The organism is Bradyrhizobium sp. sBnM-33, from assembly GCF_032917945.1.
In the GTDB taxonomy this organism is placed as follows: domain Bacteria; phylum Pseudomonadota; class Alphaproteobacteria; order Rhizobiales; family Xanthobacteraceae; genus Bradyrhizobium.
Genome location: NZ_CP136624.1, coordinates 5134938 through 5158044, shown reverse-complemented (window position 1 = coordinate 5158044; position 23107 = coordinate 5134938). Strand labels below are relative to the sequence as shown.

At 61.6% G+C, this 23107-nt stretch carries 25 protein-coding genes and 1 pseudogene; 9 read left to right on the top strand and 17 right to left on the bottom strand.

Going from position 1 to position 23107, the window contains the following annotated elements; genetic code table 11:
- Nucleotides 1-128: 128 nt before the first annotated feature.
- A complete protein-coding gene (locus RX328_RS24090) occupies nucleotides 129-875 on the bottom strand; it encodes an outer membrane protein (protein WP_213250343.1) in 747 nt (248 codons plus the stop codon).
- A 298-nt stretch (nucleotides 876-1173) separates the two neighbouring features.
- Here RX328_RS24090 and RX328_RS24085 point away from each other — a divergent pair, with 298 nt between their 5' ends.
- Nucleotides 1174-1467, top strand: coding sequence for a DUF3551 domain-containing protein (locus tag RX328_RS24085; RefSeq protein ID WP_213250344.1), 294 nt, complete (start codon nucleotides 1174-1176; stop codon nucleotides 1465-1467).
- 154 nt (nucleotides 1468-1621) lie between these two features.
- Nucleotides 1622-1885 (top strand): DUF3551 domain-containing protein, encoded by a 264-nt coding sequence (locus RX328_RS24080; protein ID WP_213250346.1) that lies wholly within the window; start codon nucleotides 1622-1624, stop codon nucleotides 1883-1885.
- A gap of 5 nt (nucleotides 1886-1890) precedes the next feature.
- On the opposite strand, the gene RX328_RS24075 is transcribed toward RX328_RS24080, so the two are convergent.
- The 8 genes from RX328_RS24075 to RX328_RS24040 form a co-directional block, all read right to left on the bottom strand.
- Nucleotides 1891-2589, bottom strand: coding sequence for an ABC transporter ATP-binding protein (locus RX328_RS24075; RefSeq protein WP_213250349.1), 699 nt, complete (start codon nucleotides 2587-2589; stop codon nucleotides 1891-1893).
- Between the two features lie 7 nt (nucleotides 2590-2596).
- Entirely contained in the window at nucleotides 2597-3877 is a 1281-nt protein-coding gene (locus RX328_RS24070) for a lipoprotein-releasing ABC transporter permease subunit (protein ID WP_213250351.1), read from the bottom strand.
- Between the two features lie 69 nt (nucleotides 3878-3946).
- A complete protein-coding gene (proS, locus tag RX328_RS24065) occupies nucleotides 3947-5266 on the bottom strand; it encodes a proline--tRNA ligase (RefSeq protein ID WP_213250354.1) in 1320 nt (439 codons plus the stop codon).
- Between the two features lie 294 nt (nucleotides 5267-5560).
- Nucleotides 5561-6085, bottom strand: coding sequence for a copper chaperone PCu(A)C (locus RX328_RS24060; protein ID WP_213250357.1), 525 nt, complete (start codon nucleotides 6083-6085; stop codon nucleotides 5561-5563).
- Nucleotides 6086-6195: 110 nt separating this feature from the next.
- On the bottom strand, nucleotides 6196-6702 hold the full coding sequence (locus RX328_RS24055; protein WP_213250359.1) for a TlpA family protein disulfide reductase: 507 nt from the start codon (nucleotides 6700-6702) through the stop codon (nucleotides 6196-6198).
- Nucleotides 6699-7913: a sialidase family protein gene (locus RX328_RS24050; protein ID WP_213250362.1), complete on the bottom strand. Its 1215-nt coding sequence runs from the start codon at nucleotides 7911-7913 to the stop codon at nucleotides 6699-6701. Before RX328_RS24050 ends, RX328_RS24055 begins: the two co-directional genes overlap by 4 nt.
- 29 nt (nucleotides 7914-7942) lie before the next feature.
- The gene (locus RX328_RS24045; protein ID WP_213250365.1) at nucleotides 7943-10324 is read right to left on the bottom strand and encodes a TonB-dependent receptor family protein; all 2382 of its coding nucleotides are present in this window, start codon (nucleotides 10322-10324) and stop codon (nucleotides 7943-7945) included.
- 93 nt (nucleotides 10325-10417) lie between these two features.
- Nucleotides 10418-10789: a DUF2946 domain-containing protein gene (locus tag RX328_RS24040; protein WP_213250368.1), complete on the bottom strand. Its 372-nt coding sequence runs from the start codon at nucleotides 10787-10789 to the stop codon at nucleotides 10418-10420.
- 462 nt (nucleotides 10790-11251) lie between these two features.
- Between RX328_RS24040 and RX328_RS24035 the strand changes: the two are divergent.
- From RX328_RS24035 to RX328_RS24015, 5 genes and pseudogenes are all read left to right on the top strand, one after another.
- Nucleotides 11252-11505 (top strand): annotated as a pseudogene (locus RX328_RS24035) (globin); the annotation flags it as partial.
- Nucleotides 11506-11571: 66 nt separating this feature from the next.
- A complete protein-coding gene (locus tag RX328_RS24030; RefSeq protein ID WP_213250371.1) occupies nucleotides 11572-11763 on the top strand; it encodes a hypothetical protein in 192 nt (63 codons plus the stop codon).
- A 152-nt stretch (nucleotides 11764-11915) separates the two neighbouring features.
- Nucleotides 11916-12935, top strand: coding sequence for a sugar ABC transporter substrate-binding protein (locus tag RX328_RS24025; RefSeq protein WP_213250374.1), 1020 nt, complete (start codon nucleotides 11916-11918; stop codon nucleotides 12933-12935).
- Between the two features lie 6 nt (nucleotides 12936-12941).
- On the top strand, nucleotides 12942-14444 hold the full coding sequence (locus tag RX328_RS24020; protein WP_213250376.1) for a sugar ABC transporter ATP-binding protein: 1503 nt from the start codon (nucleotides 12942-12944) through the stop codon (nucleotides 14442-14444).
- A gap of 10 nt (nucleotides 14445-14454) precedes the next feature.
- Entirely contained in the window at nucleotides 14455-15492 is a 1038-nt protein-coding gene (locus tag RX328_RS24015; protein WP_213250379.1) for an ABC transporter permease, read from the top strand.
- A gap of 18 nt (nucleotides 15493-15510) precedes the next feature.
- Here RX328_RS24015 and RX328_RS24010 read toward each other — a convergent pair whose 3' ends face one another.
- Complete coding sequence (locus RX328_RS24010) at nucleotides 15511-15990, bottom strand: hypothetical protein (RefSeq protein ID WP_213250382.1); 480 nt, start codon at nucleotides 15988-15990, stop codon at nucleotides 15511-15513.
- Between the two features lie 439 nt (nucleotides 15991-16429).
- Between RX328_RS24010 and RX328_RS24005 the strand changes: the two genes are divergently transcribed.
- Nucleotides 16430-17323 carry a LysR family transcriptional regulator gene (locus tag RX328_RS24005; protein WP_213250385.1) on the top strand — a complete coding sequence of 298 codons (894 nt, stop codon included), beginning with the start codon at nucleotides 16430-16432 and terminating at the stop codon, nucleotides 17321-17323.
- A gap of 29 nt (nucleotides 17324-17352) precedes the next feature.
- On the opposite strand, the gene RX328_RS24000 is transcribed toward RX328_RS24005, so the two are convergent.
- The 3 genes from RX328_RS24000 to mtnK form a co-directional block, all read right to left on the bottom strand.
- Nucleotides 17353-17745: a putative quinol monooxygenase gene (locus tag RX328_RS24000; protein ID WP_213250387.1), complete on the bottom strand. Its 393-nt coding sequence runs from the start codon at nucleotides 17743-17745 to the stop codon at nucleotides 17353-17355.
- A 14-nt stretch (nucleotides 17746-17759) separates the two neighbouring features.
- Nucleotides 17760-18500: a carboxymuconolactone decarboxylase family protein gene (locus RX328_RS23995; RefSeq protein ID WP_249726283.1), complete on the bottom strand. Its 741-nt coding sequence runs from the start codon at nucleotides 18498-18500 to the stop codon at nucleotides 17760-17762.
- A 497-nt stretch (nucleotides 18501-18997) separates the two neighbouring features.
- Nucleotides 18998-20305 carry an S-methyl-5-thioribose kinase gene (mtnK, locus tag RX328_RS23990; RefSeq protein ID WP_213250391.1) on the bottom strand — a complete coding sequence of 436 codons (1308 nt, stop codon included), beginning with the start codon at nucleotides 20303-20305 and terminating at the stop codon, nucleotides 18998-19000.
- 169 nt (nucleotides 20306-20474) lie between these two features.
- On the opposite strand from mtnK, the gene RX328_RS23985 reads away from it, so the two are divergent.
- Nucleotides 20475-21113: a class I SAM-dependent methyltransferase gene (locus RX328_RS23985; protein WP_213250392.1), complete on the top strand. Its 639-nt coding sequence runs from the start codon at nucleotides 20475-20477 to the stop codon at nucleotides 21111-21113.
- Nucleotides 21114-21292: 179 nt separating this feature from the next.
- On the opposite strand, the gene RX328_RS23980 is transcribed toward RX328_RS23985, so the two are convergent.
- Genes RX328_RS23980 through mce form a run of 4 tightly spaced genes read right to left on the bottom strand, consistent with a single transcriptional unit; the run spans nucleotide 21293 to nucleotide 22999 of the window.
- On the bottom strand, nucleotides 21293-21901 hold the full coding sequence (locus RX328_RS23980) for a class I SAM-dependent methyltransferase (protein ID WP_213250393.1): 609 nt from the start codon (nucleotides 21899-21901) through the stop codon (nucleotides 21293-21295).
- Nucleotides 21902-21933: 32 nt separating this feature from the next.
- The gene (locus RX328_RS23975; RefSeq protein ID WP_213250394.1) at nucleotides 21934-22287 is read right to left on the bottom strand and encodes a hypothetical protein; all 354 of its coding nucleotides are present in this window, start codon (nucleotides 22285-22287) and stop codon (nucleotides 21934-21936) included.
- A 25-nt stretch (nucleotides 22288-22312) separates the two neighbouring features.
- The gene (locus tag RX328_RS23970) at nucleotides 22313-22588 is read right to left on the bottom strand and encodes a DUF1467 family protein (protein ID WP_213250395.1); all 276 of its coding nucleotides are present in this window, start codon (nucleotides 22586-22588) and stop codon (nucleotides 22313-22315) included.
- 6 nt (nucleotides 22589-22594) lie between these two features.
- Nucleotides 22595-22999: a methylmalonyl-CoA epimerase gene (mce, locus tag RX328_RS23965; protein WP_213250396.1), complete on the bottom strand. Its 405-nt coding sequence runs from the start codon at nucleotides 22997-22999 to the stop codon at nucleotides 22595-22597.
- Nucleotides 23000-23107 lie beyond the last annotated feature (108 nt).

Sequence of the window (23107 nt, the reverse complement as noted above, 5' to 3'; positions counted from 1 at the left end):
GCAGTACCCAGGGGCCCTCCTTCAGACCGGATTGGCCGTCCGTTCACAATGGGCTAGCCGCCCCGTCTCAAGAAAAAAGGCCCCGGGACTGCGCCCGGGGCCTTCATTGTTTCGCAAGTCGCGCGAGATCAATACCTCGCGACGCCCGGGCCGCCGAACTTGTAGTTCAGACGGGCGGTGACGAGATCGACGTCCTGACTGATGCGGTCGGCGCCGAAGAAGCCGCCGGCCGGCGTGGTGAAGGTGTAAGTACGGTCCTGCATGAACAGGTGATTGTACTCGACGCCAATCGACCAGTTCGGCGCGAAGGCGTATTCGAGGCCAGCGCCGATCGTGCCGCCCCAGCGGGTGTCGTCGCCGGTGATACCAGTGACCGCGCCTGCAAGGTTGGTGATGCGGTAGCTGTTCGAGGTCACAGCGGCACCGCCCTTGACGTAGAGCAGGACGTTGTTGACGGCATAACCAACCTGACCGGTGAACAGGCCGAACGCGTCGACGTTCGTGTGGTTGCGGGAGCCGGCGAACAGCGTGCTCACGTTGCTGCCCGAGAAGTCGGCCCAGTTGCCCTGGGCTTCAAGACCGAACACGAAGGTGCCAGCCTGCCAGCGGTAGCCGACCTGGCCACCGACCGTTCCGCCAGTCGCATCATGGGAGCCCTCGGGGCCAACCAAAAAAGCAGGTGGAACCGAATCCCAGGAGTTGCGGCTCGAGCCCCAGCCGCCGTTCGCACCGATGTAGAATCCGGTCCAATCATACACAGCAGCAACCATCGGGGGCGCCTTCGTGTAAGGACGCGCCGCGAGATCCGCAGCGAGTGCCGGCGCAGTCGCGCCGAGCGCGATCAGACTGGCCGTAACAAGCAAAACCTTCTTCATTCTTATTCCCGTTCCTTTTTGAACAGCCCCCAAGGCCGCGGCATGCTCATAGCATCGTTGGCTCGAATTGCTGTAACCTCGCTGCAACAGCACACACCAAACGGCCTCCGTGTGGACGCAAGTTAATGTTGTCTTGCAGGCGTTTTTCGAAACTTTGCGCCGGAGCTCGCCGCAAAAAACTCACATTTTGTTTTGCGGCCGTATTTGCAAAGCGGATTGGCTTGACGGAATTGCAGAGCTGCGGCTTGTGTCGATCAGAATGAACGCGAAGCGCCAATGCGCCGTGAGGGAGATTCGAATGCGTAGAGCGATTCTGGCCGTGCTGACCGCGATCGGATTGGCAGCTATCGGTGCTGCGCCTGCCGAAGCAGTCGGCACTCGATATCCGTTCTGCCTTCAGGGCGATGAACATCCGGGACTGAGCTACTGCACGTTCACGAGTTACGAGCAGTGTCAGGCGACCGCTTCGGGACGCTTTCTCACCTGCATTGCCAATCCCTACTATATTGGTGAGAGCGAACCCCCGCCCTCCGCGTATCGCCCGCTGCCCGGCCGCGCGCTGCCGCCTGCTCCCGGCTACGGCAGGTACTGAGCAGCGGCGCCTTTCGCCGCCGAGACATTTCCGCCTACGCGAGCCTCCGGACCCTTGCACCTACAGCGCGTGAACGTGATTTGACGCCGGACTGCGTCGAATGTCTGCTGGCCGTCAGCACACGCGGACCGACGCAGTTCTCAAGGAGATTTCGATGCGTATTCTGGCTTTGGCGATTCTGGCAGTCGGGGCGGCCTCGACGGCTGCACCGGCGCAAGCACAGACGTACGATCCCAGTTATCCGGTTTGCCTGCATGTCTATGGCCGGATCAGCTACTACGAATGTCGTTATACATCGCTGCCTCAATGCAACATGTCGGCGTCGGGCCGCTCGGCGCAATGCGTCATCAATCCCTATTTCGCACATGCTCAGGGACCGTCGTCACATCGCAACAAGCGGTACCGCAACGTCTACTGAACGCCCTATTCGAGTTCGACGACCCGGCCGTCGACCAGCGACACCCGCCGGTCCATGCGGCCGGCGAGCTCCATATTGTGGGTGGCGATCAGCATCGCGACCTGCGTCGCCTTCACGAGCTGCATCAGCGCCTTGAAGACGTGATCGGCGGTATGCGGATCGAGATTTCCGGTCGGCTCGTCGGCGAGTAGGGCCCGCGGCGCATTGGCGACCGCGCGCGCGATGGCGACGCGCTGCTGCTCGCCGCCGGACAGTTCGGCCGGACGGTGCGAGATGCGATCGCCGAGGCCGAGATAGGCCAAAATCTCCTGCGAGCGCTTGATCGTCTCGGAACGTTTGAGGCCGCGGATCATCTGCGGCAGCATGACATTTTCGAGCGCGGTGAATTCCGGCAACAGCCGGTGCGATTGATAGACGAACCCGATATCGGAGCGCCGGATCTGGGTGCGGTCGATGTCTGACAATTGCGAGGTCGGCGTGCCCGCGACATAGACCTCGCCTTCGTCGGGGCTTTCGAGCAGGCCCGCGATGTGCAGCAGCGTCGACTTGCCCGACCCCGAGGGCGCCACCAGCGCTACCGACTGCCCCGCCCACAGCGCAAGCTTGGCGCCGTTGAGGATGGTCAGCGTCGCCTCGCCCTGCCTGTACTCGCGTTTTATCTCGTGGAGATAGATAACCGGTACATCTTCCGCCTCCTCGGCCATCTCGTCCTCACTCGTACCGGAGCGCGTCGACGGGATCGAGGCGCGCGGCGCGCCAGGACGGATAGAGCGTTGCCAGGAACGACAGCGTCAGCGCCATGATCACCACCGCAGTGGTCTCGCCGAAATCGATCTCGGCCGGCAGGCGCGAGAGGAAATAGAGTTCCGGCGAGAACAATTCGGTGTTGGTCATCCAGGACAGGAACTGCCGAATCGATTCGATATTCAGGCAGATCAGCATGCCGACGAAAAATCCGGTCAGCGTGCCGACCACACCGATCGCAGCGCCCGTGATCAGGAAGATCCGCATGATCGAGCCCTGCGAGGCGCCCATGGTGCGCAGGATGGCGATGTCCTGGCCCTTGTCCTTGACCAGCATAATCAGGCCGGAGACGATGTTGAGCGCGGCAACCAGCACGATCATGGTCAGGATCAAAAACATCACGTTGCGCTCGACCTGAAGCGCGTTGAAGAAGGTCGAGTTCCGTTGCCGCCAATCGACCAGGAACACGGGCCGCCCGGCCGCCTCCGTCACGCTCTTGCGGAATGCATCGATTCGATCGGGGTTGGTAGTGAATATCTCGATCGCGGTGACGTCGTCCTTGCGGTTGAAATAGGCCTGCGACTCCGGCAGCGGCATGAACACGAAGCTGGCGTCATATTCCGACATGCCGATCTCGAACACGGCCGCCACCTTGTAGGGCTTGATGCGCGGCGTCGTACCCATCGGCGTCACCGCGCCCTTGGGCGCAACCAACGTGATGGTGTCGCCGGCATGCAGCGACAATTGATCGGCGAGCCGGCGTCCGATGATGACGCCCTGCCCCTCGTCAAAACCTTCCAGCGTGCCCTGCTTGATGTTCTTGGCGATCGAGGTGAGGTTATTGAGGTCCGCAGAGCGCATGCCACGCACCAAAACGCCGGCGGCGTTGAAAGCGGAAGACGCCAGCGCCTGACCGTCCACAACAGGCGCGGCAAGGCGGATGCCCTCGACCTGGCTGATGCGCTCGGCGACATCCTTCCAGTCGGTCAGCGGCGATTCCAAGGGCTGCACCAAGATGTGGCCGTTCAGCCCGAGTATCTTGTCCAGCAGTTCCTTGCGGAAGCCGTTCATCACGGCCATCACGATGATCAGCGTGGCAACGCCGAGCATGATGCCGAGGAACGAAAAGCCGGCGATGACGGAAATGAATCCTTCCTTGCGACGCGCCCGCAGGTAACGCCCCGACAGCAGCCATTCGAAGGGCGCAAAAGGCGGAGTTCGGGCTGTCTCGTTCATGGTCTCATCCATTACTCGATAATCCCATGATTCGGGCCAAATGTGGCCGTATTGGCCAACATATCAGCCGCGGTGGATATCTTATCCCGCGATCTTCGCCACCACTTCCGCCGGACTGAGATTCTCGCGCGAGCCGTCGCTGCGCCGCTTGATCTCGAGCTTGCCCTCGGCGAGGCCCTTCGGCCCGACCAGTATCTGCCAGGGGATGCCGATTAGGTCGGCGGCCGCGAATTTCGCGCCGGCCCGCTGGTCGGTATCGTCATAAAGCACATCGACACCCTTGGCCTGAAGCTCGCGATAAAGCTTCTCGCAGGCGCCGTCGACGGCAGCATCCCCCTGCTTCAGGTTCAAGATCACAGCCGTGAACGGCGCCACCGCCTCCGGCCATTTGATGCCGGCATCGTCGTGGCAGGCCTCGATGATAGCGCCGACCAGCCGCGAGACCCCGACGCCGTAGGAGCCGCCATGGATCGGCACGTCGACGCCGTCAGGGCCGGCGACCAGTGCCTTCATCGCATCGGAATATTTGGTGCCGAAATAGAAGATCTGGCCGACCTCGATGCCGCGGGTGTTGACGCGCTTGTCGGCCGGCACTTCGCGCTCGTAACGAGCGGCATCGTGGACGTCCTCGGTTGCGGCATAGACCGACGTCCATTGCTTGATGATGTCAGTCAGATCGCCGTCGTAATCGACATCGTCCGGCGGGATCGGCAGGTTCAGCACGTCGCTGTTGCAGAACACGCCGGACTCGCCGGTTTCCGCGAGCACGATGAATTCATGGCTGAGATCGCCGCCGATCGGGCCGGTCTCGGCGCGCATCGGGATCGCCTTCAATCCCATACGCGCAAAGGTGCGCAGGTAAGCGACGAACATCCGGTTATATGAACGGCGCGCCGCCGCCTCGTCGATGTCGAAGGAGTAGGCATCCTTCATCAGGAACTCGCGGCCGCGCATCACACCGAAGCGCGGGCGCTGCTCGTCGCGGAACTTCCACTGGATGTGATAGAGATTAAGCGGCAGGCTCCGGTAGGATTTGATGTAGGCGCGAAAAATCTCGGTGATCATTTCCTCATTGGTCGGCCCATACAGCAACTCGCGCTTGTGGCGGTCGCTGATGCGCAGCATTTCCGGACCATAGGCGTCGTAGCGGCCGCTCTCGCGCCAGAGGTCGGCGAGCTGCAGCGTCGGCATCAACAGTTCCAGGGCGCCAGCGCGGTCCTGCTCCTCGCGGACGATTTGCTCGATCTTCTTCAAAACCCGGAAGCCCAGCGGCAGCCAGGCGTAAATGCCGGCCGCCTCCTGCCGCATCATGCCGGCGCGTAGCATCAGCCGATGCGAGACGATCTCCGCCTCTTTCGGATTCTCTTTCAGGATGGGTAGAAAAAACCGCGACAACCGCATGGGACAACTCGAGGAATCAGTGGGCTACCGGAAGAGGTGCAGTGAAACCGGATCGGCTGCGAAAACACAAGGCCGGAAGCCGCGAAAAAGCCGCTGAAAACGCCGATTTGTCGGTCGTTTTGACGGTGAATTGTTGGTTTCCCAATCCGTAGGATGGGTGGAGCGAAAGCGATACCCATCATGCCCGCGACACGGATTCATGCGATGATGGGTTTCGCGGAGTTTATCATCGGGCCGGCCAAAGGCCGGACCCGTTGGCTCTACCCATCCTACAAATTCCCCGCAAGCCGCTTCCTATTTCTTCATGCCGGAATGATCGTGCTTCATTCCCATATGGCCTGAGTGATCCGCGCCTGCCGGCCCCTGCGCACCGACGCCCTGGACGTCGAGCGACAACGTTACTTTTCCAGCCTTCTCGAATTCAAGCGTGACCGGCACTTTGTCGCCCTGCTTGAAGGGCTGCTTGAGATCCATCAGCATCAGATGATAACCGCCCGGCGCGAGCTTGACGGTCTTGCCCGGCTCGATCGGCAGGCCCTTGTCGAGCGGCCGCATCGTCATGACGCCGTTTTTCATGGCCATCTCGTGAATCTCGACCTTGCCGATGTTATCGCCTGAGCCGCCAACGAGCTTGTCCGGCGCACCGCCCTTGTTCTCGACGGTCAGATAGCCGCCGGCGATTTTTGCACCGCTCGGTGTAGCGCGGCTCCAGGCTTGCGTGATGACGAGGTCTCCGGCCTTGACCTCCTGGGCGTGCGCGGGCGTGCCCAGGAGAGCAAACAGGGTGGCGAAGGCGAAGATTGGCAAGACAGGTTTCATCGGATGTCTTTCGATCTATGAAGTATGGCCGGCACAACGGACGGCCGAGGGCCGCCGTTGCATTAACGTGAGAATGCAACGTTCATGTTCACAATAGCGGGATTGCGTCCTTATTTGTTCGCGGCTTTTTGCTGAACCAACCATTTTTCGAGGTCCGCTATTTCGGCCGAACCTTCGATTGTGGTCACGGTTCCATCCTGCCCGATCAGGAGCGTGCGCGGGATATCCCCCTGCCAGGCGGGATCTATCTCGAACCGGAGGCGTTCGACGAAGCCGTCGCTGAAAATCCAGTTCTCCGCTTTACCGAGCCCGGCCTTCTCCAGCATCGCACGCGTTGCGCTGTCCAGATTCGGAACAAGGTCGGCGCTGATCATCACAACGTCGATCTCGGAATGATCCTTCATGAATTGTCCGAGCAGCGGCAGTTCGACCTTGCAAGGACCGCAGGTGACGCCCCAGAGATGCACCAGCGTCGGCCGCCCGGCATGCGAACGTAGCACGTCCTGCCAGCTTCCCCGCACGAACGGCTTGAGCGTGAGCTCGGACGGCGTCCCGGCTCCGGGCGCGGCGCCCAGATACGCAACGAGGAATAGTGCGGCGAGCAGGAGGCGTTTCATGTTCCATCTCCGATCGGCAGAAGGCGATATCCGTCGGCCTTGGTCATCCAGGACAGGTAGGTCTTCTGCCCGTCGCTGACCAGCAGCGGGTGGTCGGACGTATCCGTCGTCGTGGCAATCGCGACCGGCGTTGACCAGCTCTTGCCCTCATCATGCGAGGTCATCGCGTTCACCGCAGTCTTTTCGCCGTCGAACTCCTTCCAGACCATGGTGGTGCCGTGCGGCCCGGCAAGAACGTAAGGTCGCGTCGGATTGCGGTCGGCGCGGCCGAGCGGAAGCGGATCGGAGAACGTGCGACCCTCGTCTTGCGAGCGGGCATAGAACAGCCCCTTGCGGGCCTTGCCATTGGTGTACCAGGTCACGTGGTAAGTGCCCGCGAACGAGATGGAAAGACTCGGACCATGATGCGGGCACGCGGCGATCTGCCAGTCGTCATTGCTGACGCGGCGAACTTCGCCCGGCATCGCCCGATCGGCGAACGTCATGATCGCGTGATCCCGCACACCGCCTTCGAAGATGTTCCTGAACACCACCACGGGACGGCCCGGACCTGCGAACGCGAGGCCGAGCCGGCAGCATTCGCAGGTGTTGTCGGCTGCGAGGTGCGTCTCGGAATAGGTCGCGCCGCCGTCCTTCGATGACGCGAAGAACAGCCCTGCCCCTTCGTATTTCCTGCCCTCCCGCTGCGCGGGCACCCGGTTGCGCTTGTCGATCCAGGCCGCAAACACCAAACCATCCGCATCGAGGCCGAGCGCGACAAAGCGCTGGCTCTCGTTGCTCGACGTGATCGGCCGCAACTCGGCAAAGCTTTGGCCGCCATCGGCCGATCTCGTGGTGAGCACCTGGCCGTTGAACGCCTTGTCCCTGAAGAGCGAAAACGCAAGTGCAATGCCGCCGTTCTTCTCGACGACGATCTGGGGTCGGGCATCCGGGCCCCAATCGAGCTTGAGCTTCTCCTTGGTCACCTGCACCGGCGCGGCAAAGCTCCGGCCGCCATCCTTCGAACTTGCCACCGATATCTGGCCCCCCGCCATCCAGGCGAGCCACAGCGTTCCATCCGGCGCGAAGGCCGGCGTGACCTTCGACGCGCAGCGCAAGGCGACCTCCTCGCACGCCGCTTCCGAGGCATGCTGATGATGGCTCATTTGCGCGTTCGCTGCGCTTTGGCAAAGCGAGAAAGCGAGCGTCGCGAGCAGGCTCATTCGCAGCATGGCTTTACTCCTCTTGTGTTGTTGTCCGATCATTTGAACGCCAGCTTCATTCCGGCAATGAACGCGCGCGGCGAGCCGGCGTAGATCGTACCGCTCGTGCTGAGACCTTGAATGCCGCCGGCCGTGACCGAATTGCCGAGATTGTTGGCGGAGGCAATGTAGGTCCGGTCGAACACGTTCCTGACTTCGACATACATGCTCAAGGACCTGAAGTAATCGGACACGAGGTCCGTCGTGTAGTGCACGTTGAGATTGACCAGCTCATAGCCTGGCGCCTTCTGCAAATTGGCGTTGTCCATCCAGAACGAGTCTTTCCACTGCACCTCGACAAACGCTCCGAGGCCGGCAAGCGGTCCCCACATCTGCTCATAGCCGAGCCGCGCGGTTAGTTCGTGCGGCGAGATGCCGGGAATCTTGTTGCCCGCACGGTTGAAGCTGAAAACCGTCCCGCCTGCGCCTTGGCTTCTGATGTCTTCCGTATATTCGGTGTAGTACTGATCGAGATAGGTATAGGCCGCAGTGAATCGCCAGCCGGGATAGAATTTCCAGTCAGCGGCTAGCTCCACCCCGCGATGCTCGGATCGCGGTGCGTTGAACATGTAACTGACGCCGGCTGTGCGTGTCGCCTGGCTCACCAGTTCGTTGCGGAAGAACTCATAGAAGCCGGTCGCACTGAACTTGAGCGCGCTGTTTGGCGTCCAGTCGAAGCCGAGATCGTAACCAAGGTTCTTTTGCGTCTGGAGCTGTGTGTTATTGCCGGGGCTACCGTCCGAAAGGACGAACAAGTTGTTGACCTGCGGCGTGCCGTATCCAGTAGCGGCACGCGCACGGAACAGCCACTCGGGATTCAGCTTGTAGACTAACGCCAGCTCGGGCGCTGTGTTCTGGAATTGCCGGTCGGCGGTCGTGGGGATGATCGTCGGGTTCGGAACCGGCGAAGTTCCGTAATTATAGGCGGTATTGATCCCCTTCAGGTGCGTGGTTTCCCAGCCGATGCCAGCAATGGCGGTCAGTTGCGGGGTCAGCTTCAATTCTTCGCGCGCGCGAACGCCGTAGTTCGTGGTCTCGCTCCAGGTATTGCTCTGCAGCCTGCCCAGCGTCGCGTTACCGCCTGGCATCACGAATCTCGAGTCGCTCGACGCGGTCAGCGTGTTGTAAAAGGCACCGAAATAGGTGGTGGACTCCAAGCCGAGAATTTCACCGCGCTTGGTGATATCGCTCATGTAGTTGTACGACGGAAAATCGCCGATCGCGCTGGTGGCGCCGGTCGGCTGATTGATGTTGCGGTCGTCGAACACGAACTGGTTGCGCCAGGTCGTCGTGTTGTCGAAATCATGCTCCCATCGCCCGCCGATGATCGTTCGCCTGTCGTCACGGCCAAGGCCTGCCTGAGTAGCGGTCTGAGGTGTTGTCGTGCCGTTAAAGCCATTGATGAACAATGGCACCGTCGGGCATCCGGGCGCGGCGGTCGCGCCCGTCGTGCAGCCCTGCTGAAACGGATTTTGATAATACTGGCTGAGCGTCTGGCGGAGCGGCAGCCTTGTGTCGAGATTGTTGTTGATGAACTTGACCGTGAAGCGATCGTCAGGCGTCGCGTGCAAGGTGCCGAGAAAATTCACCGTCTGGGTATTGAACCAGCTATTGCCGATAAATCCGTCGCCGCGCGCGTCGCTGGCAAACAGCGAGTACTCGAAATTGCCGACCTGCTTGCCCGCGGCGAGATAATTGTTGAGATAACCGAAGCTGCCGCCATCGACGCCGTATTCGATACCGTCGATGGTTCGGCCCGGGCGGGTGCGGAAATTGAGCGCGCCGCCGGTTGCATAATTGCCATAGAGCGCCGACGATGGCCCGCGGATCACGTCGATCGCGCCATAGGCCTTGGGGTCGATCAGGTCGCTGCGGGAAAGCCCGTCCGGCTGCGTAACCGGAAAGCCGTCGTCAAAGATCACCAGATTGCGGATACCAAAGCCGTTGCGGGCATTGGAGCCGCGGATGGAAATGCCGACATCGCGCGGCCCGTTGCCCTGTTTCACAGAGATACCGGGACTCTCGCGCAGCACGTCGGCCACGGAGAATGACGGCCGGTTCTCGAACCGGCTGCGATCGATGGTGGTTTCGGTCTGACCATTGGGCGCCTGGTAAAGGAGCGCGCGCGCCACGCTCGGGGTAATGCCCGCTATTAGCGACGACGCGGCAGGCGCCGGGTTGGCCGAAGGTGGCCTTGCCTGCGTCCGGGCAGATGCACGAACGGCCGGCTTTCGGGCCGCAGGTCTGGCGGTCGCGGTGCGCGGCGCATCGACGGTGACCGCCGGCAATGCCGTTTGGGCGGTCGCATTCGACGGGTCAAGGGATAGCGCGCTGCCAAGCACAAGCAGGCTCGCGCCACCCAAGGCGTGATAACGATACATAAGATATTCCTGACGCCAGCTCTTCGGCCGGCTTGAATGACTGCACCAACCGGCACGGCTGTCGCCGCACCGGTCATTGGGTGTTCCAGCTCGTCAGGAAATGGAGGGAGGGGCGCGCGCCTGCGCTTGGCTGCCGGCTCTAGCATTCGTCAGCCGGAAAGCAAAATCGAACCAGGCCACCCGCTTGGCAACCCGATCGACGTCGACCGCCGCAGTCTGCGGCCCATCGACCGGCGCACCGGTGTGCAGCATGCTGCAAACCGAACAGCATCCGTCATGCGCGCGGTGGTTGGCCTGATCGCTCTGCCCTGCACCGGGCGCACCGTTGCCGTGGCAGATCACGGCGCCGGCGAGCGGATCGGAGCTTGCGATGCTCGCCGCCCAGCATGCGCCGATCGGTGCAAAAATCTGCACCACCAGAGCAATCAGGACGATTGGCAGGAAATTCTTCAGCCGTCGGCGCATCGCAAACCTATCCGCCTCAGACCTTAATCACCCTTGGTGTCCGAAGTCGAGAACAGGTTCCCGGAACTATGTTGCAGCTTCAAGGAATAAACCTGGCGAAAAGCGATGCGTTTTGCAGCATTTGGAGGGCGCCCTACCCTGATACCAAGCCTCGGGCGAATTGGGGCTAAATCCACAACCTTCAGTCGTAAATTCCCAATCATTTCGCAGAGTGCTGGAATTTTGAACAAACGTTGCCGAAAATGGTGACAAGACGAAAAAGATGGTCTACCAATTCAAGCTTAGGCTTGCCGAGAGGCAAAGCTTGGTGGTCCAAGTCTCGGGAGGAGCCCTGACGCGCACAAGCAGCGTCGCCTCGACAATCAAGATCAAATCTCAATTTTCGGGGAAATTAAGGGTCGACACAATTTTTGAGCAGGGCTTGGTGCCCTGCTTTTTTTTTCGAGACGATCGCAAACGACAATGACGGCATCGTCAAATCCGATCGAGCGAAGTTTTGAACTGGCCGCCGAGCGCTGCGAAGATCTGACCCCGCTGGTCTATCGCCGCCTCTTCAAGGCGCATCCCGAAGCGCGGACGATGTTTCGGACCGAGGGCAGCGAACTCGTCAAGGGCTCGATGCTGGCCCTCACGATCGAGGCCATGCTGGATTTCGCCGGCGAACGCCGCGGCCATTTCCGCCTGATCGGATCGGAAGTTTTCTCGCACGATGCCCGCGCGCGATCAGCAAAAGTGGAAGCCGGTTTTGCGTCCGATCGCGCGCTATTCTCTTGAATCAGCGCATGATCTTGTCGCCAAACCGCGCACACTTTGGCGGATCATGCGCTGGCACGCCCCGTGAATTGTTCGTCGCGTTCTTCGGCATCATCGCGCAGACGCTACGCGAAATCGCCGGGCCGGACTGGTCGGACGAAATCGATGCGGCGTGGCAAGAACTGCTCGGCGAGATCGAGGGCCTCGTTGCAGCGCAGTGAAGTGACGAGACCAAAGTCTCCCGGCGCTCATTGGTACCGACGATCAAGTCATCCGGTGGCGGAAACGCGCCGAGTGTGAAAGACTGCCTCGATCCGCGGTGCGTGCAATCGACGCCGACGGCGATAACAAACGACAAGCGAGGGAGCAAACGATGTCCGGAACTGACAAAACGGCAACGACCAGGCGCGACCTTCTTCAGGCCGCAGGCGCGGCTGGCGCAGCCACCGCCCTGCTCGGGGGACTGGGTATTAATCCAGCGCTGGCGGCGGCCGCACGTTCAGAGAAACCGCTGAAGGCTGCGTTCTCCAATGCAGGCCTGCAGGCGACCTGGTGCGCCCAGGGCAAGCAGGCCGCGGAATGGTGGGGCAAGCTGTTCAACGTCGAGGTCACCTGGTTCGACGGCCAGCTCGATGCGGTCAAGCAACGCGCGGCGATCGACAACATGGCGTCGCAAAAATGGGACTTCGTCGCCATCCAGGCATTCGGCATCGGCACGCTGACCCAGCCCGTGCAGAAGATGATCGATGCCGGCATTCCTGTGATCGACATGGACACGCTGATCGCCCCGCTCGATCAGATCAAGGTTCATTCGTTCCTGGCGCCCGATAATGAATTCATGGGCGCTTCGGTGACCCAGGCGCTGTGCAACGCCATGGGCGGCAAGGGTAAGATCATCATGACGCAGGGCGCGCTCGGCCATACCGGCGCGCAGGGCCGCGCCAAGGGTTTCAACACAGTGGTGAAGCAATTCCCGAATATCGAGGTGCTGGACACGCAACCGGCCGATTGGGACGTCTCGAAGACGGCGCGGCTGTGGGAGACCTATCTGACAAAGCACCCGCAGATCGACGCGGCCTTCTTCCACAATGACGACATGGCGCTGGCCGCCTACAACATCATGAAGGCGCGCAACCGCACCAATATCCTGATCGGCGGCGTGGACGCCATGCCGCCGGCGATCCAGGCGGTGAGCGAAGGCCGCATGTTCGCGACCGTCCGCAACCCCTCCTGCCGCATCCACGGCGGCGCCATCATTGCCGGCGTCGCCGCGGTGACCGCGGGCGAGAAGAGCGGACAGGGTATTCCAAAGCACGTCATCACCGACGGACCGGTGGTGACAAAGGCCAATGCGGCTGGCATGCAATGGATGCAGGACCATTTCCTGATCTGAACCAGCATGCCCGCGGGACTTAAGCCCATCCTCGAACTGCAAGAGATCACGAAGGCCTTCGGCGGCGTCGAAGCCCTTCGTGGTGTCGACTTCGCGCTTTCTCCCGGCGAGATCCACGGCCTCGTCGGCGAGAACGGCGCGGGCAAAAGCACGCTGATGAAGATCATCGCCGGCGTGCATGCGGACTTCTCCGGTCGCTTCATCCTGGACGGCCGCGAAACCCGCTTTCGATCGGTGCGCGATGCCCATGCGGCGGGCATCGCCATGGTCCATCAGGAGCTCAGCGTGGCGCCCGATCTGTCGGTGGCCGAGAACGTGTTTCTGGGCAACCAGCCGACCAACCGCTTCGGCTTCGTGCAATGGCGGCGCATGGCGCGCGAAGCCGGCGAGCAACTCAAACGCTTCGGCATCGATGTCGACCCGATGTCGCGGCTCGGCGACCTTCCGATCGGCCTGCAGCAACTGATCGAGATCGCCCGCGTATTATTTTCGGGGGCCCGCATCATCATCCTTGATGAGCCGACCTCGGCGCTGTCGCCGCCCGAAGTCGAGCGGCTGTTCGCGACGCTGAAGCGGCTGCGCGAGGAAGGCACCAGCATCGTCTTCATCTCGCATTTCATCGAGGACATCCTGCGCGTCTCCGATATCGTGACGGTGTTCCGCAACGGCAGGAAGGTCGCCGAGACCAAGGCCGCCGAGACCAGCAAGCCCGCGCTGATCGAGGCGATGATCGGCAAGGGCCGCGAGGCGCTGGAGGAGACCTATACCCACGACATCATGCTGCCGCCGCCCGCCGAGAGGCCGGTGGTGCTGAACGCGAGCGGGCTGTCGCTCGCCCGCAGCCTGCGCGACGTTTCGTTCGAGGTCTGCGCCGGCGAAGTGCTCGGCATCTACGGGTTTATGGGATGCGGGCAGCTCGAACTGGCACGGATCCTGTTCGGCAAGCTCCGGCCCGACCAAGGCACGCTGGCGATCGCCGGCGAACAAAGAGCCTTCCGCAGCACGGCCGGCGCGCGCCGCGCCGGCATCGCCTTCGTGCCCGAGAGCCGGCGCGACATGCTGTTCCACCAGGAGCCGGTCTACAAGAACATCTCGATCAGCGTCCTCGGTCGCATTTCATCGCTGCTGCTGAAGCCCTCGCGCGAACGCGAGATCGCCACGCGGCAGGTCGACCAGTTGCGGATCCGGCCCGCAGCGGTCGAACTCGATCTCGGCATGCTCTCGGGCGGCAATCAGCAGAAGGTGGCGCTGGCGAAATGGCTGAGCTATCCGCCGCGGCTGCTCGTGCTGTGCGAGCCGACCCGCGGCATGGATGTAGGCGCCAAGGATGACGTCATCCACATCGTCAGGGATTTGCGCGCCAAGGGGCTCGCCGTCATCGTGCTCTCCACCGAGCCGGAGACGGTGCTGTCGCTTGCCGACCGCATCATCGTGCTCAAGCGCGGCGCGGTGGTGCGGGAATTTTCAAACGAACGGATCAGCAAGGACCGCCTGCTCGAAGCGGCGTGAGGAGACCGACATGACTTCAGGTGAAAGCGTGACAGTCCCCGCTTCGGATCGCAAACGCTCGCACCGGCTCGCCGTGATGCTGCGCTCCCAGATGCGCAACATCGCCCCCTTCCTGACGCTGATCTGCCTGTTCGGCTTCTTTGCCGCCGCCAGCCCCTCGTTTGCAACGCTGGACAATCTCGGCAACATCCTGACCCAGATTTCGGTCACCGGCATCATCGCCGTCGGCCTCACCTTCGTGATCCTCTGCGCCGAAATCGATCTCTCGATCGCCGCCATCGCCAACGTCACCGGCATTGCGGTCGCCTATTTCACGCTGCAGGAATCCTACGTCAACATTGCCAACGTCCCGATGCCCGGATGGGCCGCGATCCTCTTGGCGCTGGCGCTTTGCGCCCTGCTCGGCCTCGTCAACGCGTTCGGGCTGACGGTCATCGGCATCCCCTCCTTCATCATGACCTTGGCCATGATGCAGATCGCGGCCGGCATCTCGGCGCTGTTGGTGCGCGGCCAGATCGCCTACAAAGTGCCCCCGCTGGTCACAACGCTCGGATCGACGTCGATCGGCGGCATCCCCTGGATCGTGATCGTGGCAGCCTTGATGCTGCTCGGCGGCCATCTGGTGCTGACCTACACGCGCTTCGGCCGCTACGTTTACATGGTCGGCGGCAACCGCGAGGCCGCCGAATATTCCGGGCTCAACGTCAAGCTCATCCTCGGCAGCGTCATGGTGATATCAGCCGTCTGCGCCGGCATCGGCGGCATGCTCGGCGTCGCCCATTTCGGCAGCGCGCAGCAGAACGAGTTCGACACGTATTTGCTGGATTCGATCGCCGCCGTCGTGGTCGGCGGCACCAGCCTCTTTGGCGGCCGCGGCGGCATCGGCAACACCATCGTCGGCCTGTTCGTGCTCGGCGTCCTCAACAACGGACTCGATCACGTCAACATCGACAGCTTCCTGAAGATTTTGATCCGAGGTCTCATTCTGCTGGCCGCGCTCATCATCAACGTGTATGCGCAGCGGTTGCGGGAGCGGACCGCCGAATAAGACCGGGGCAACTCGGCTTTATTCCCCGGCTTTGGCTTCGGCCATGGCCGGAGCTGCAATCTTGTCCTTCATTTCCTCGCAGATCTTGCGGACTTCCGCCGTCACCAACGAACAGCTCTCAATTTGAACGAAGACACGTTTAGCCTCCGCGCGGTAGCGCGCTGCGGTCTCCTTCAGTTCTTCAGTCACCGCGAGCGCCTCGCGAGTCATGGCCTCGCATTGCCTGGCCTGCTCGATAAGCTCAACGCCCAAGGCTTCGATGTCCTTCGCCGCGGCTTCATATTCGCGGACGACAGCTTCCGCTGACAGCTTGCCGATCTCCGTGGCCCCGTCGCTATGCTCCACATAATCCGGCATCCCCAAATCCGGAGCGCGTACCGAGGGCGGCGCGAAATCGGTCGGTTGGGATTCGTGAATTGGCAGCTTGCGAAACTCTTCTTCAATCTCGCGTTCAAGATCGAGCGTATTTAACATCGGCGGTTTTACTGAACGTACCACGGGGATGCTCCTTGAATGATAATGTGAGCAGACACCAAAAATCTCTCGAAATGCAGCTTAGACGGTTAGCTCTCCTGTGGAGGCGAGCAACCAAATCCGTTAGGTAAGCTTGTTATTTAACCTTGATGTCCGCTTTGGCGGTTAATTCGGGAACCGATCGGGCGAGCGGACTGCCGAATAGTACCTTGCTAGCCGTGTCCCGGACGCGGCGCAGCGCGCTGCACTGTATTCGGGAAGGCCTGTCCCTCCAGGTGATCTGAAGCAATTATGTAAAATCCAGGCACCAATCGCGCACGTCGCGCCGCTTTCGTCACGGCGCCGATCGCTGGAAACGAGCACGTGCATCTGCGCGTGATCATCACGCCACGCTCAAATTGCCTGATGCCTCCACCACGGCTAGCCGCTATAATCTGTAAGTACTTATAAGGTGGTGCAATAAATGGCGCGCGGGAGCTTCGACGACCTTCCCTACCTCATAGCCGTCGCGCGGGACCAAAGCTTTACAAAGGCGGCGGGGAAGCTCGGCGTGTCGCAGTCGGCTCTCAGCCAGACGATCCGCCAGATCGAGGAGCGTCTGGGCGTTCGGCTTCTCGCCCGCACGACCCGCAGTGTCTCGCTGACCGAAGCGGGCGAGCGGCTGGTGCGGACGGTGGCACCTCGCCTCGAGGAGATTGATGCCGAGCTCGAGGCCTTGAGCGAACTCCGGGAAAAGCCCGCTGGCACCGTGCGGATCACGGCCGGGGACCACGCAATCAAGTCGGTCCTCTGGCCGAAGCTGCAGAAATTTCTGCCGGATTACCCGGACATCAAGGTCGAAATTGTTATCGACTATGGTCTGACGGATATCGTTGCCGAGCGCCATGATGCCGGCGTGCGCTGGGGCGAGCAGGTTGCGAAGGACATGATCGCGGTGCGGATCGGACCCGACATCCGCTTCGCCGTTGTCGGCACGAAATCCTACTTTGCGAAACGAGCAGCTCCACGAACGCCGCAGGATCTGATCGACCACAACTGCATCAACCTGCGCCTGCCGACCTATGGCGGCATCTATGCCTGGGAGTTCGAGAAGGACGGGCGCGAGCTGAAAGTGCGCGTCGAGGGCCAGCTCGTCTTCAACGGCATTTTCCAGGTGCTGGATGCCGCCGCTGCCGGGCTTGGACTAGCCTTCGTGCCGGAGGATATCGCGCAGCCTTATCTCGCAAAGGGGCGCCTGAAGCGCGTGCTTGAGGAGTGGTGCCCGCCTTGGTCGGGCTACCACCTCTATTATCCTCATCGCCGTCAGTCTTCACCGGCCTTTGCCTTGCTGGTCGACGCGTTGCGCTACCGGGGATAACAGCGTTCAAGAGGAGCCGTACCGTTCCCCTACTTCGCCTTGGCGCCGAGCATAATGGGGACGGTCCGGACAAGTTTGAGTGACTTGACCATCTTCTCCGTCGTGGTCTTGTATTTTTTGAAATGAGCGGATTCCAGATGCGCCTTGTACGCATCCGCGTCCCTATAAATTTCAAAAACTCTGATGTTGGCGGGATTATCCTTTTCAGACACGGCGTATAAGACCAGAACTCCTGGCTCCAGGCGAATAGCAGCGTCGATTTGCTCCAGAACCGCAGCCTTGTAGCTTTCCAACTGAGCGGGATCAATTTCCAGTTCTGCTAGCTGCACGTATTGGCCTTGCGTCTCCTGGGTAAGCGCGGGCCCGCACAGACATAGCGTCAGCACCGAGGCGCCAACAATTAGAGACTGCTTAATGTTCATGTCGCCCTCCTGAATTAGCGGGGACGTTTCTCGAAGACATCTTTCGCGACCGGCAGCGCCGAGAAGGCGTTGGGCCAACCCGCGTAATAGGCGAGGTGCATGATCGCTTCAGCAGCCTGCTCTTGCGTCAGGCCATTATCCATCGCCCGATTGAGATGGTAGGGCACCTGCGCGACCTGGCCCGATGCGATCAGCGCGCTCACGGTCACGAGGCTCCGGTCACGTGGTGCCAGGTCGGGGCGCAGCCATAGGTCGCGGAACAGGACGTCGGTGGTATGTTGAACGAGTCCCGGAGACGTGGCGCCGAACTGCTGCCCGACCCGTGAAGCGCGGTCGGCTTCCGCGGTTTCGTGTAGCGGCAGGAGCTGAGGTGACGCCGGCGGGAGCTGATCAGGTCCGATTCCGCGCTGGGCAAAGACGCCCCTGGCGGGTCCTATCGCCGCAAAGGCGTTCGCCCAGCCCGAATAGAAGGCCAGATGGGTAATGATCTCCGAAAGCTCACCTGGCTTAACGCCGTTGTCGAGCGCCTGATGGAAATAGTAAGTCATCGGCAGGGTCAGCTCGCGGGCGATGAGCGCTGCGACCGTGACAATGCTTCGATCGCGCGGGCTCAGACCGGGCCGTTTCCAGACCTCGCCGTAGAGGCGTTCCTGCGTGTACTTCTCAAGAGCTGGAGCAACACGCCGGACGTCTTCCGGTGACAGCCTCCGGGCCGTGACATTGGATTGCTGCGCGTGCGCGAATGACGATGCCATCAAGAAGACCGATGCGATCGCGGTGCGAAGAAATTTCACGTCGAACTCCATTCCTGAGTTTCTGTCACTCGCCGGTATTCCGCGTGGCGCACAGGCACCGGGCTCGGCGATGAGCGTAGCCTCCCGTCAACTCGCACCTCCGGCCTAACGAACGAACCAGAGCTAGACCCGGCTAGCACACATGCTTGTTGTAGGCGCCATAGAGCCATTCGATTAGGCGGCAGAATGCGCATGCAGTTATTAGAACGGCTGATGAATTGCCCGGATGATAATTCAGCCGGCGGCTTTCGCTAGCATCCTGAAATCGGCATTCCGTGTCCCGGACGCGGTGCAGCCTAGGCGATGCGCAGCATCGTCCGGCAACGCTGCTCCGCAGAGCCGGGACCCGTCGTCTCGGCACATGGACCCCGGATCAGCCCTGCACCACGCCGCAAGCGCGGCGCGCTGCACTGCATCCGGGGAACGCCCCACTAGCGCTGCAAGGTGGCCGTTAGCAATTAGGCGAAATCCGGCTGCCAGTCGCGCACTTCCCGCGCCGCTTTCGTCACGGTGACGATCGTCGGAAACGAGGTCGTGTCCACCATCATCGCGCGCGCCAGTCGCAGGCTGCGCGCCTCAGAGATCGCCCGCCGCTTCGGGTCTTCGATCAATTCGAAATCGATATTGTGCGCCAGCCCCAGAACGCGGCGGATGATCTTTGCGGCCGCGAATCCGCCGGTGTCCTGGAAAAGCCGCGCCATATAGGCCTGCCGCTCCGTCTCCAGCCGCGCGGCGCCGGCCTCGCCTTCGAACAGCGTCCGCGGATAGGCATCACCTCCCGCCCGCGTCCGCCACAGCTCGAGGAACTTGCTGGCGAAGTCGCTCCAGACGTTCTCGACCGTCTCCAGCACCCACGCCTCGAACGCGCGGCGCTCGCCCGGCGAATGCTCGTGGCCGGCGGAGGCCAGATAGGCCATCAGCAGATTGGCGATGACGGCCCCGATATCAAAGCCCATCGGGCCATAGAAGGCGAACTCGGGGTCGATCACCTTGGTCTCGCTTTCGGTCACCATGATCGATCCGGTGTGGAGATCGCCGTGGATCAGGGCTTCCGGGGAGCCCATGAATTTGACCTTCAGCCGCGAGATCGCGACGTGGAGGTCGAGATCTTCGCGGAAGGCGGCTGCGGTGGCGTCGAGCCAGGGCTGAGTCCAGCGGTTCTGCTCGGCCACGCGGTAGGGATCGGTGAAGATGAGGTCCTCGGTGATCTTGCAGAGCGCGTGATTGCCGGCGAAGGCGGCAATCCCCTCCTTCTTTTCGGCGGCTGATAGCGCGAGGTCGGAGGACAGGAACAGCGTCCGCGCCAGAAACGCCGTGATGTCCTCGGCGAAGCGCGGATATCTCGTGCCGGCCACCAGCCCCTTGCGCATGATGATGTGCGGCTCGAGCAGCTCCATGACGACAAGCGCGAGCGCCTCGTTGTGGTGCAGCACATCAGGCACCAGCCCGGGCGCCAGCCGCGCCTGATGCGTCAGCGCCAGATATTCGTAATGCGAGCGCGACAGCGGCAGCGGCCAACTCTCGCCGACAAGCCGTACGTAAGGCAGCGCCTGCTTGACGGCGACGCCGCCCCGCGTGCCCTTGACGATGAAGACGAGATTGAGGTTGCCGTCGCCGACTTCGCTGATCGACCAGGAAGCCGCGGCGCCGCCAAGACGTGCCGCGACTTCGGTAAGTCCTGCGAGGTAATCCCGCAGATCGGCTTCATGCAGAATTCGGTATTCGTCCTGCCGGGGATTAGCCAACGATCGTTGCTGTGAACTCATCGCGTCTGCCCCCGTGCTGGTTCGGGGGCTACTGTTTACTCCCGTTCCAGGAATTCGAGCCGATATCGGTCTTTTTCTTGACCGGATCATAATCGCAAAATTCTGTCAGATTTCCACAATCTTCTTGTCTGACGCATATAGTAGGCTTCGCCGAAAGGGTGGACGGCACATGAGCATCACAAGCGACGCCCGTTTCTGGGACAGGTCCTCCCGCAGATACGCCAGATCTCGCATCGCGGATCCGAACGGATACGAGCGCACCCTCGAGCGCACGCGCGCTTATCTGCAGCCTGGGGACAGTGTGCTGGAACTGGGTTGCGGCACGGGAACGACGGCGCTGCGACTTGCGAATGGCGTGCGGAGCTACCTCGCGACCGATATTTCCGGCGGGATGATCGCGATCGCCGAAGAGAAGCTCGCGGTCGAGTCGATCCCGGCACTTTCCTTTCGCACCGCGACCGCCGAAGAACTGGTCCACGAAGAAAGCCGGTTCGATGCCGTTCTGGGCTTCAACTATCTGCATCTGGTGCGCAACGTGCCGGACACGCTGCGCAGCATCCACGTACTGCTGAAGCCCGGGGGACTGTTCATCTCGAAAACGCCTTGCTTGGGAGACATGAATCCGCTGATCCGGCTGGTCCTGCTGCCCGCGATGCAACTCATCGGAAAGGCGCCACATGTCAGCTCCCTCGGCGCGTCCGAACTCAAGCGGTTGATCGTTGGCGCGGGTTTCGACGTGCTTGTCAGAGAGAGCCACGCCAGCAAGGGCAAGGACCAACGCCCCTACATTGTGGCCCGCAAGCGATGATCGACAACGCCCGGATTAACTCACGTCTCGCCGGAGCTTTTCGTCAGTGGCACGGCCCTGAGCCTAAAATGTTTCCGTTCCAGGAAGTTCGATCCGATGTCGGCCTTTTCTTGATCGTGTCATAGTCGCAAAGACGCTGTCGGCGACCAGCATTCACCGTCCGCATTTGTCCCAGCGCCTCAAATGAGCTGCGCGAGCCAAATGGTGTGGCCACCGCAGCCGGGGTCCTCGACGACATGCGACACCACGCGAAACCCGTTCCGATCGAGCAACGAACGATATTCGACGGGATCGAGACTCGCATGATACAGCGGCTCGCCTGTGAAATTCCCGATCGCCTCGCCATGCGCGGGGCCGCTTGTGAACATCAGTGCCGCGCTCGGTGCCGCGTGCGCGCGAAACACCGGAAACATCCGGCGCTGGTCGTCATGGCAGAGGTGAAAGACACTGTCCCACGCAAGGATACCGGAGAACTGCCGCCGCAAGGCAAGTGTGCGCATATCGGCAACGATCCATTCCTGCTTGGGGGAACGCTTCCGGCAGGCGTCGATCATGGCCGGGGATGAATCGACGCCAGCAACGGGATGACCAAGCTCAATCAGATACGCGGCCAATGGTTCGGCGGATCCGCACCCGACGTCGAGGATCGAGCCAGCAGGCGGAAGCAGCGTCCGGAAGCGGTCGATCCAAGGCTTTTCAAACAGATCGCTGCGTGCGCGGCTCTCGATCCAGTCCCGCGCCTTGCGCTGATACAGGTCGATGATACCTGCGGCCTCTTCCGATGGCATTCAGGAACTCACGCTCTACTTATCGCCCCAGCCTAGAATGTTTCTCGTTCCAGAAAATTCGATCCGATATCTGCCTTCTTCTTGATCGGGTCATAGTCGCAAAAGACGCTGTCGGCGACCAGCGTGTAGCTTGGGATGATCGTATCCTTGTTGAGCTTGACTGAGGTCAGGCCAATGACGGCGGTCTGCTTTCCGCCGGTCCATTTGAACGGGGTCGTGCTCTGCACCCTCTCGCAGGCGGCGACCGCGTCGGCGAACACCGAGTTCTCCACGAACGCCTTCACCGTTCGAAGCTGCCCCAGCGTCTTCCAGTTCATGTAGAACGATCCGGCAAGGCCGGCGGCAAGCAGCACGACGAGCGCCATCAGGATGCGTTGAACGGCCATTCTTCTCCCCCGCCAGATCGAAGTGTCAGAACGGCAGCCCCATCAGCTTCGACAGCCGCTCGATATTCAGATAGCCCTGATGATACGCCCACATCCCGATGCCGAAGACCACGCCCGAGATCACCGTAGTCCAGAGCAGCTTCCAGCCCATCCGCGCCATGACCGGCGCGCCGGGGTCGGTACCGGGAGCGCCCTCGCCATCCTCATGTTGGCTGCGGACGCCGAACGGCAGCGTCGTGAACAGCACGACCCACCACAGCACGAAGTAGATCGCGAGCGCGGTGGAGATGCTGTAAGCCATCAGCGTTCAAGCCTGTTCGATTTCGACGAGCGCGCCGGAGAAATCCTTGGGGTGGAAAAACAGCACCGGCTTGCCGTGGGCGCCGATCTTGGGTTCGCCGTCGCCGAGCACGCGCGCGCCCTCGCTGATCAGCTTGTCGCGCGCGGCGACGATGTCGGGCACCTCGTAGCAGATGTGGTGAATGCCGCCGTCGGCATTGCGCTCGACGAATTTGGCGATCGGCGAGGCTTCGCCGAGCGGCTGGATGAACTCGATCTTGGTGTTGGGCAGCGTCACGAACACGGTGATGACGCCATGCTCCGGCAACGGCACCGCGCCGGAGATCTCGGCGCCGAACGCGCTGCCGTAGATTTTGGCAGCGTTTTCCGCGTCCTTGACCGCGATCGCGACGTGATTGAGCCGGCCCAGCATGATGATTCCACTCCCGTCTTACCGGCACGTCGGCGCGGTGCGATAACCTAAGTACGTCACAAGCCAGCCCTCATGGTGAGGAGCGCGAAGCGCGTCTCGAACCATGAG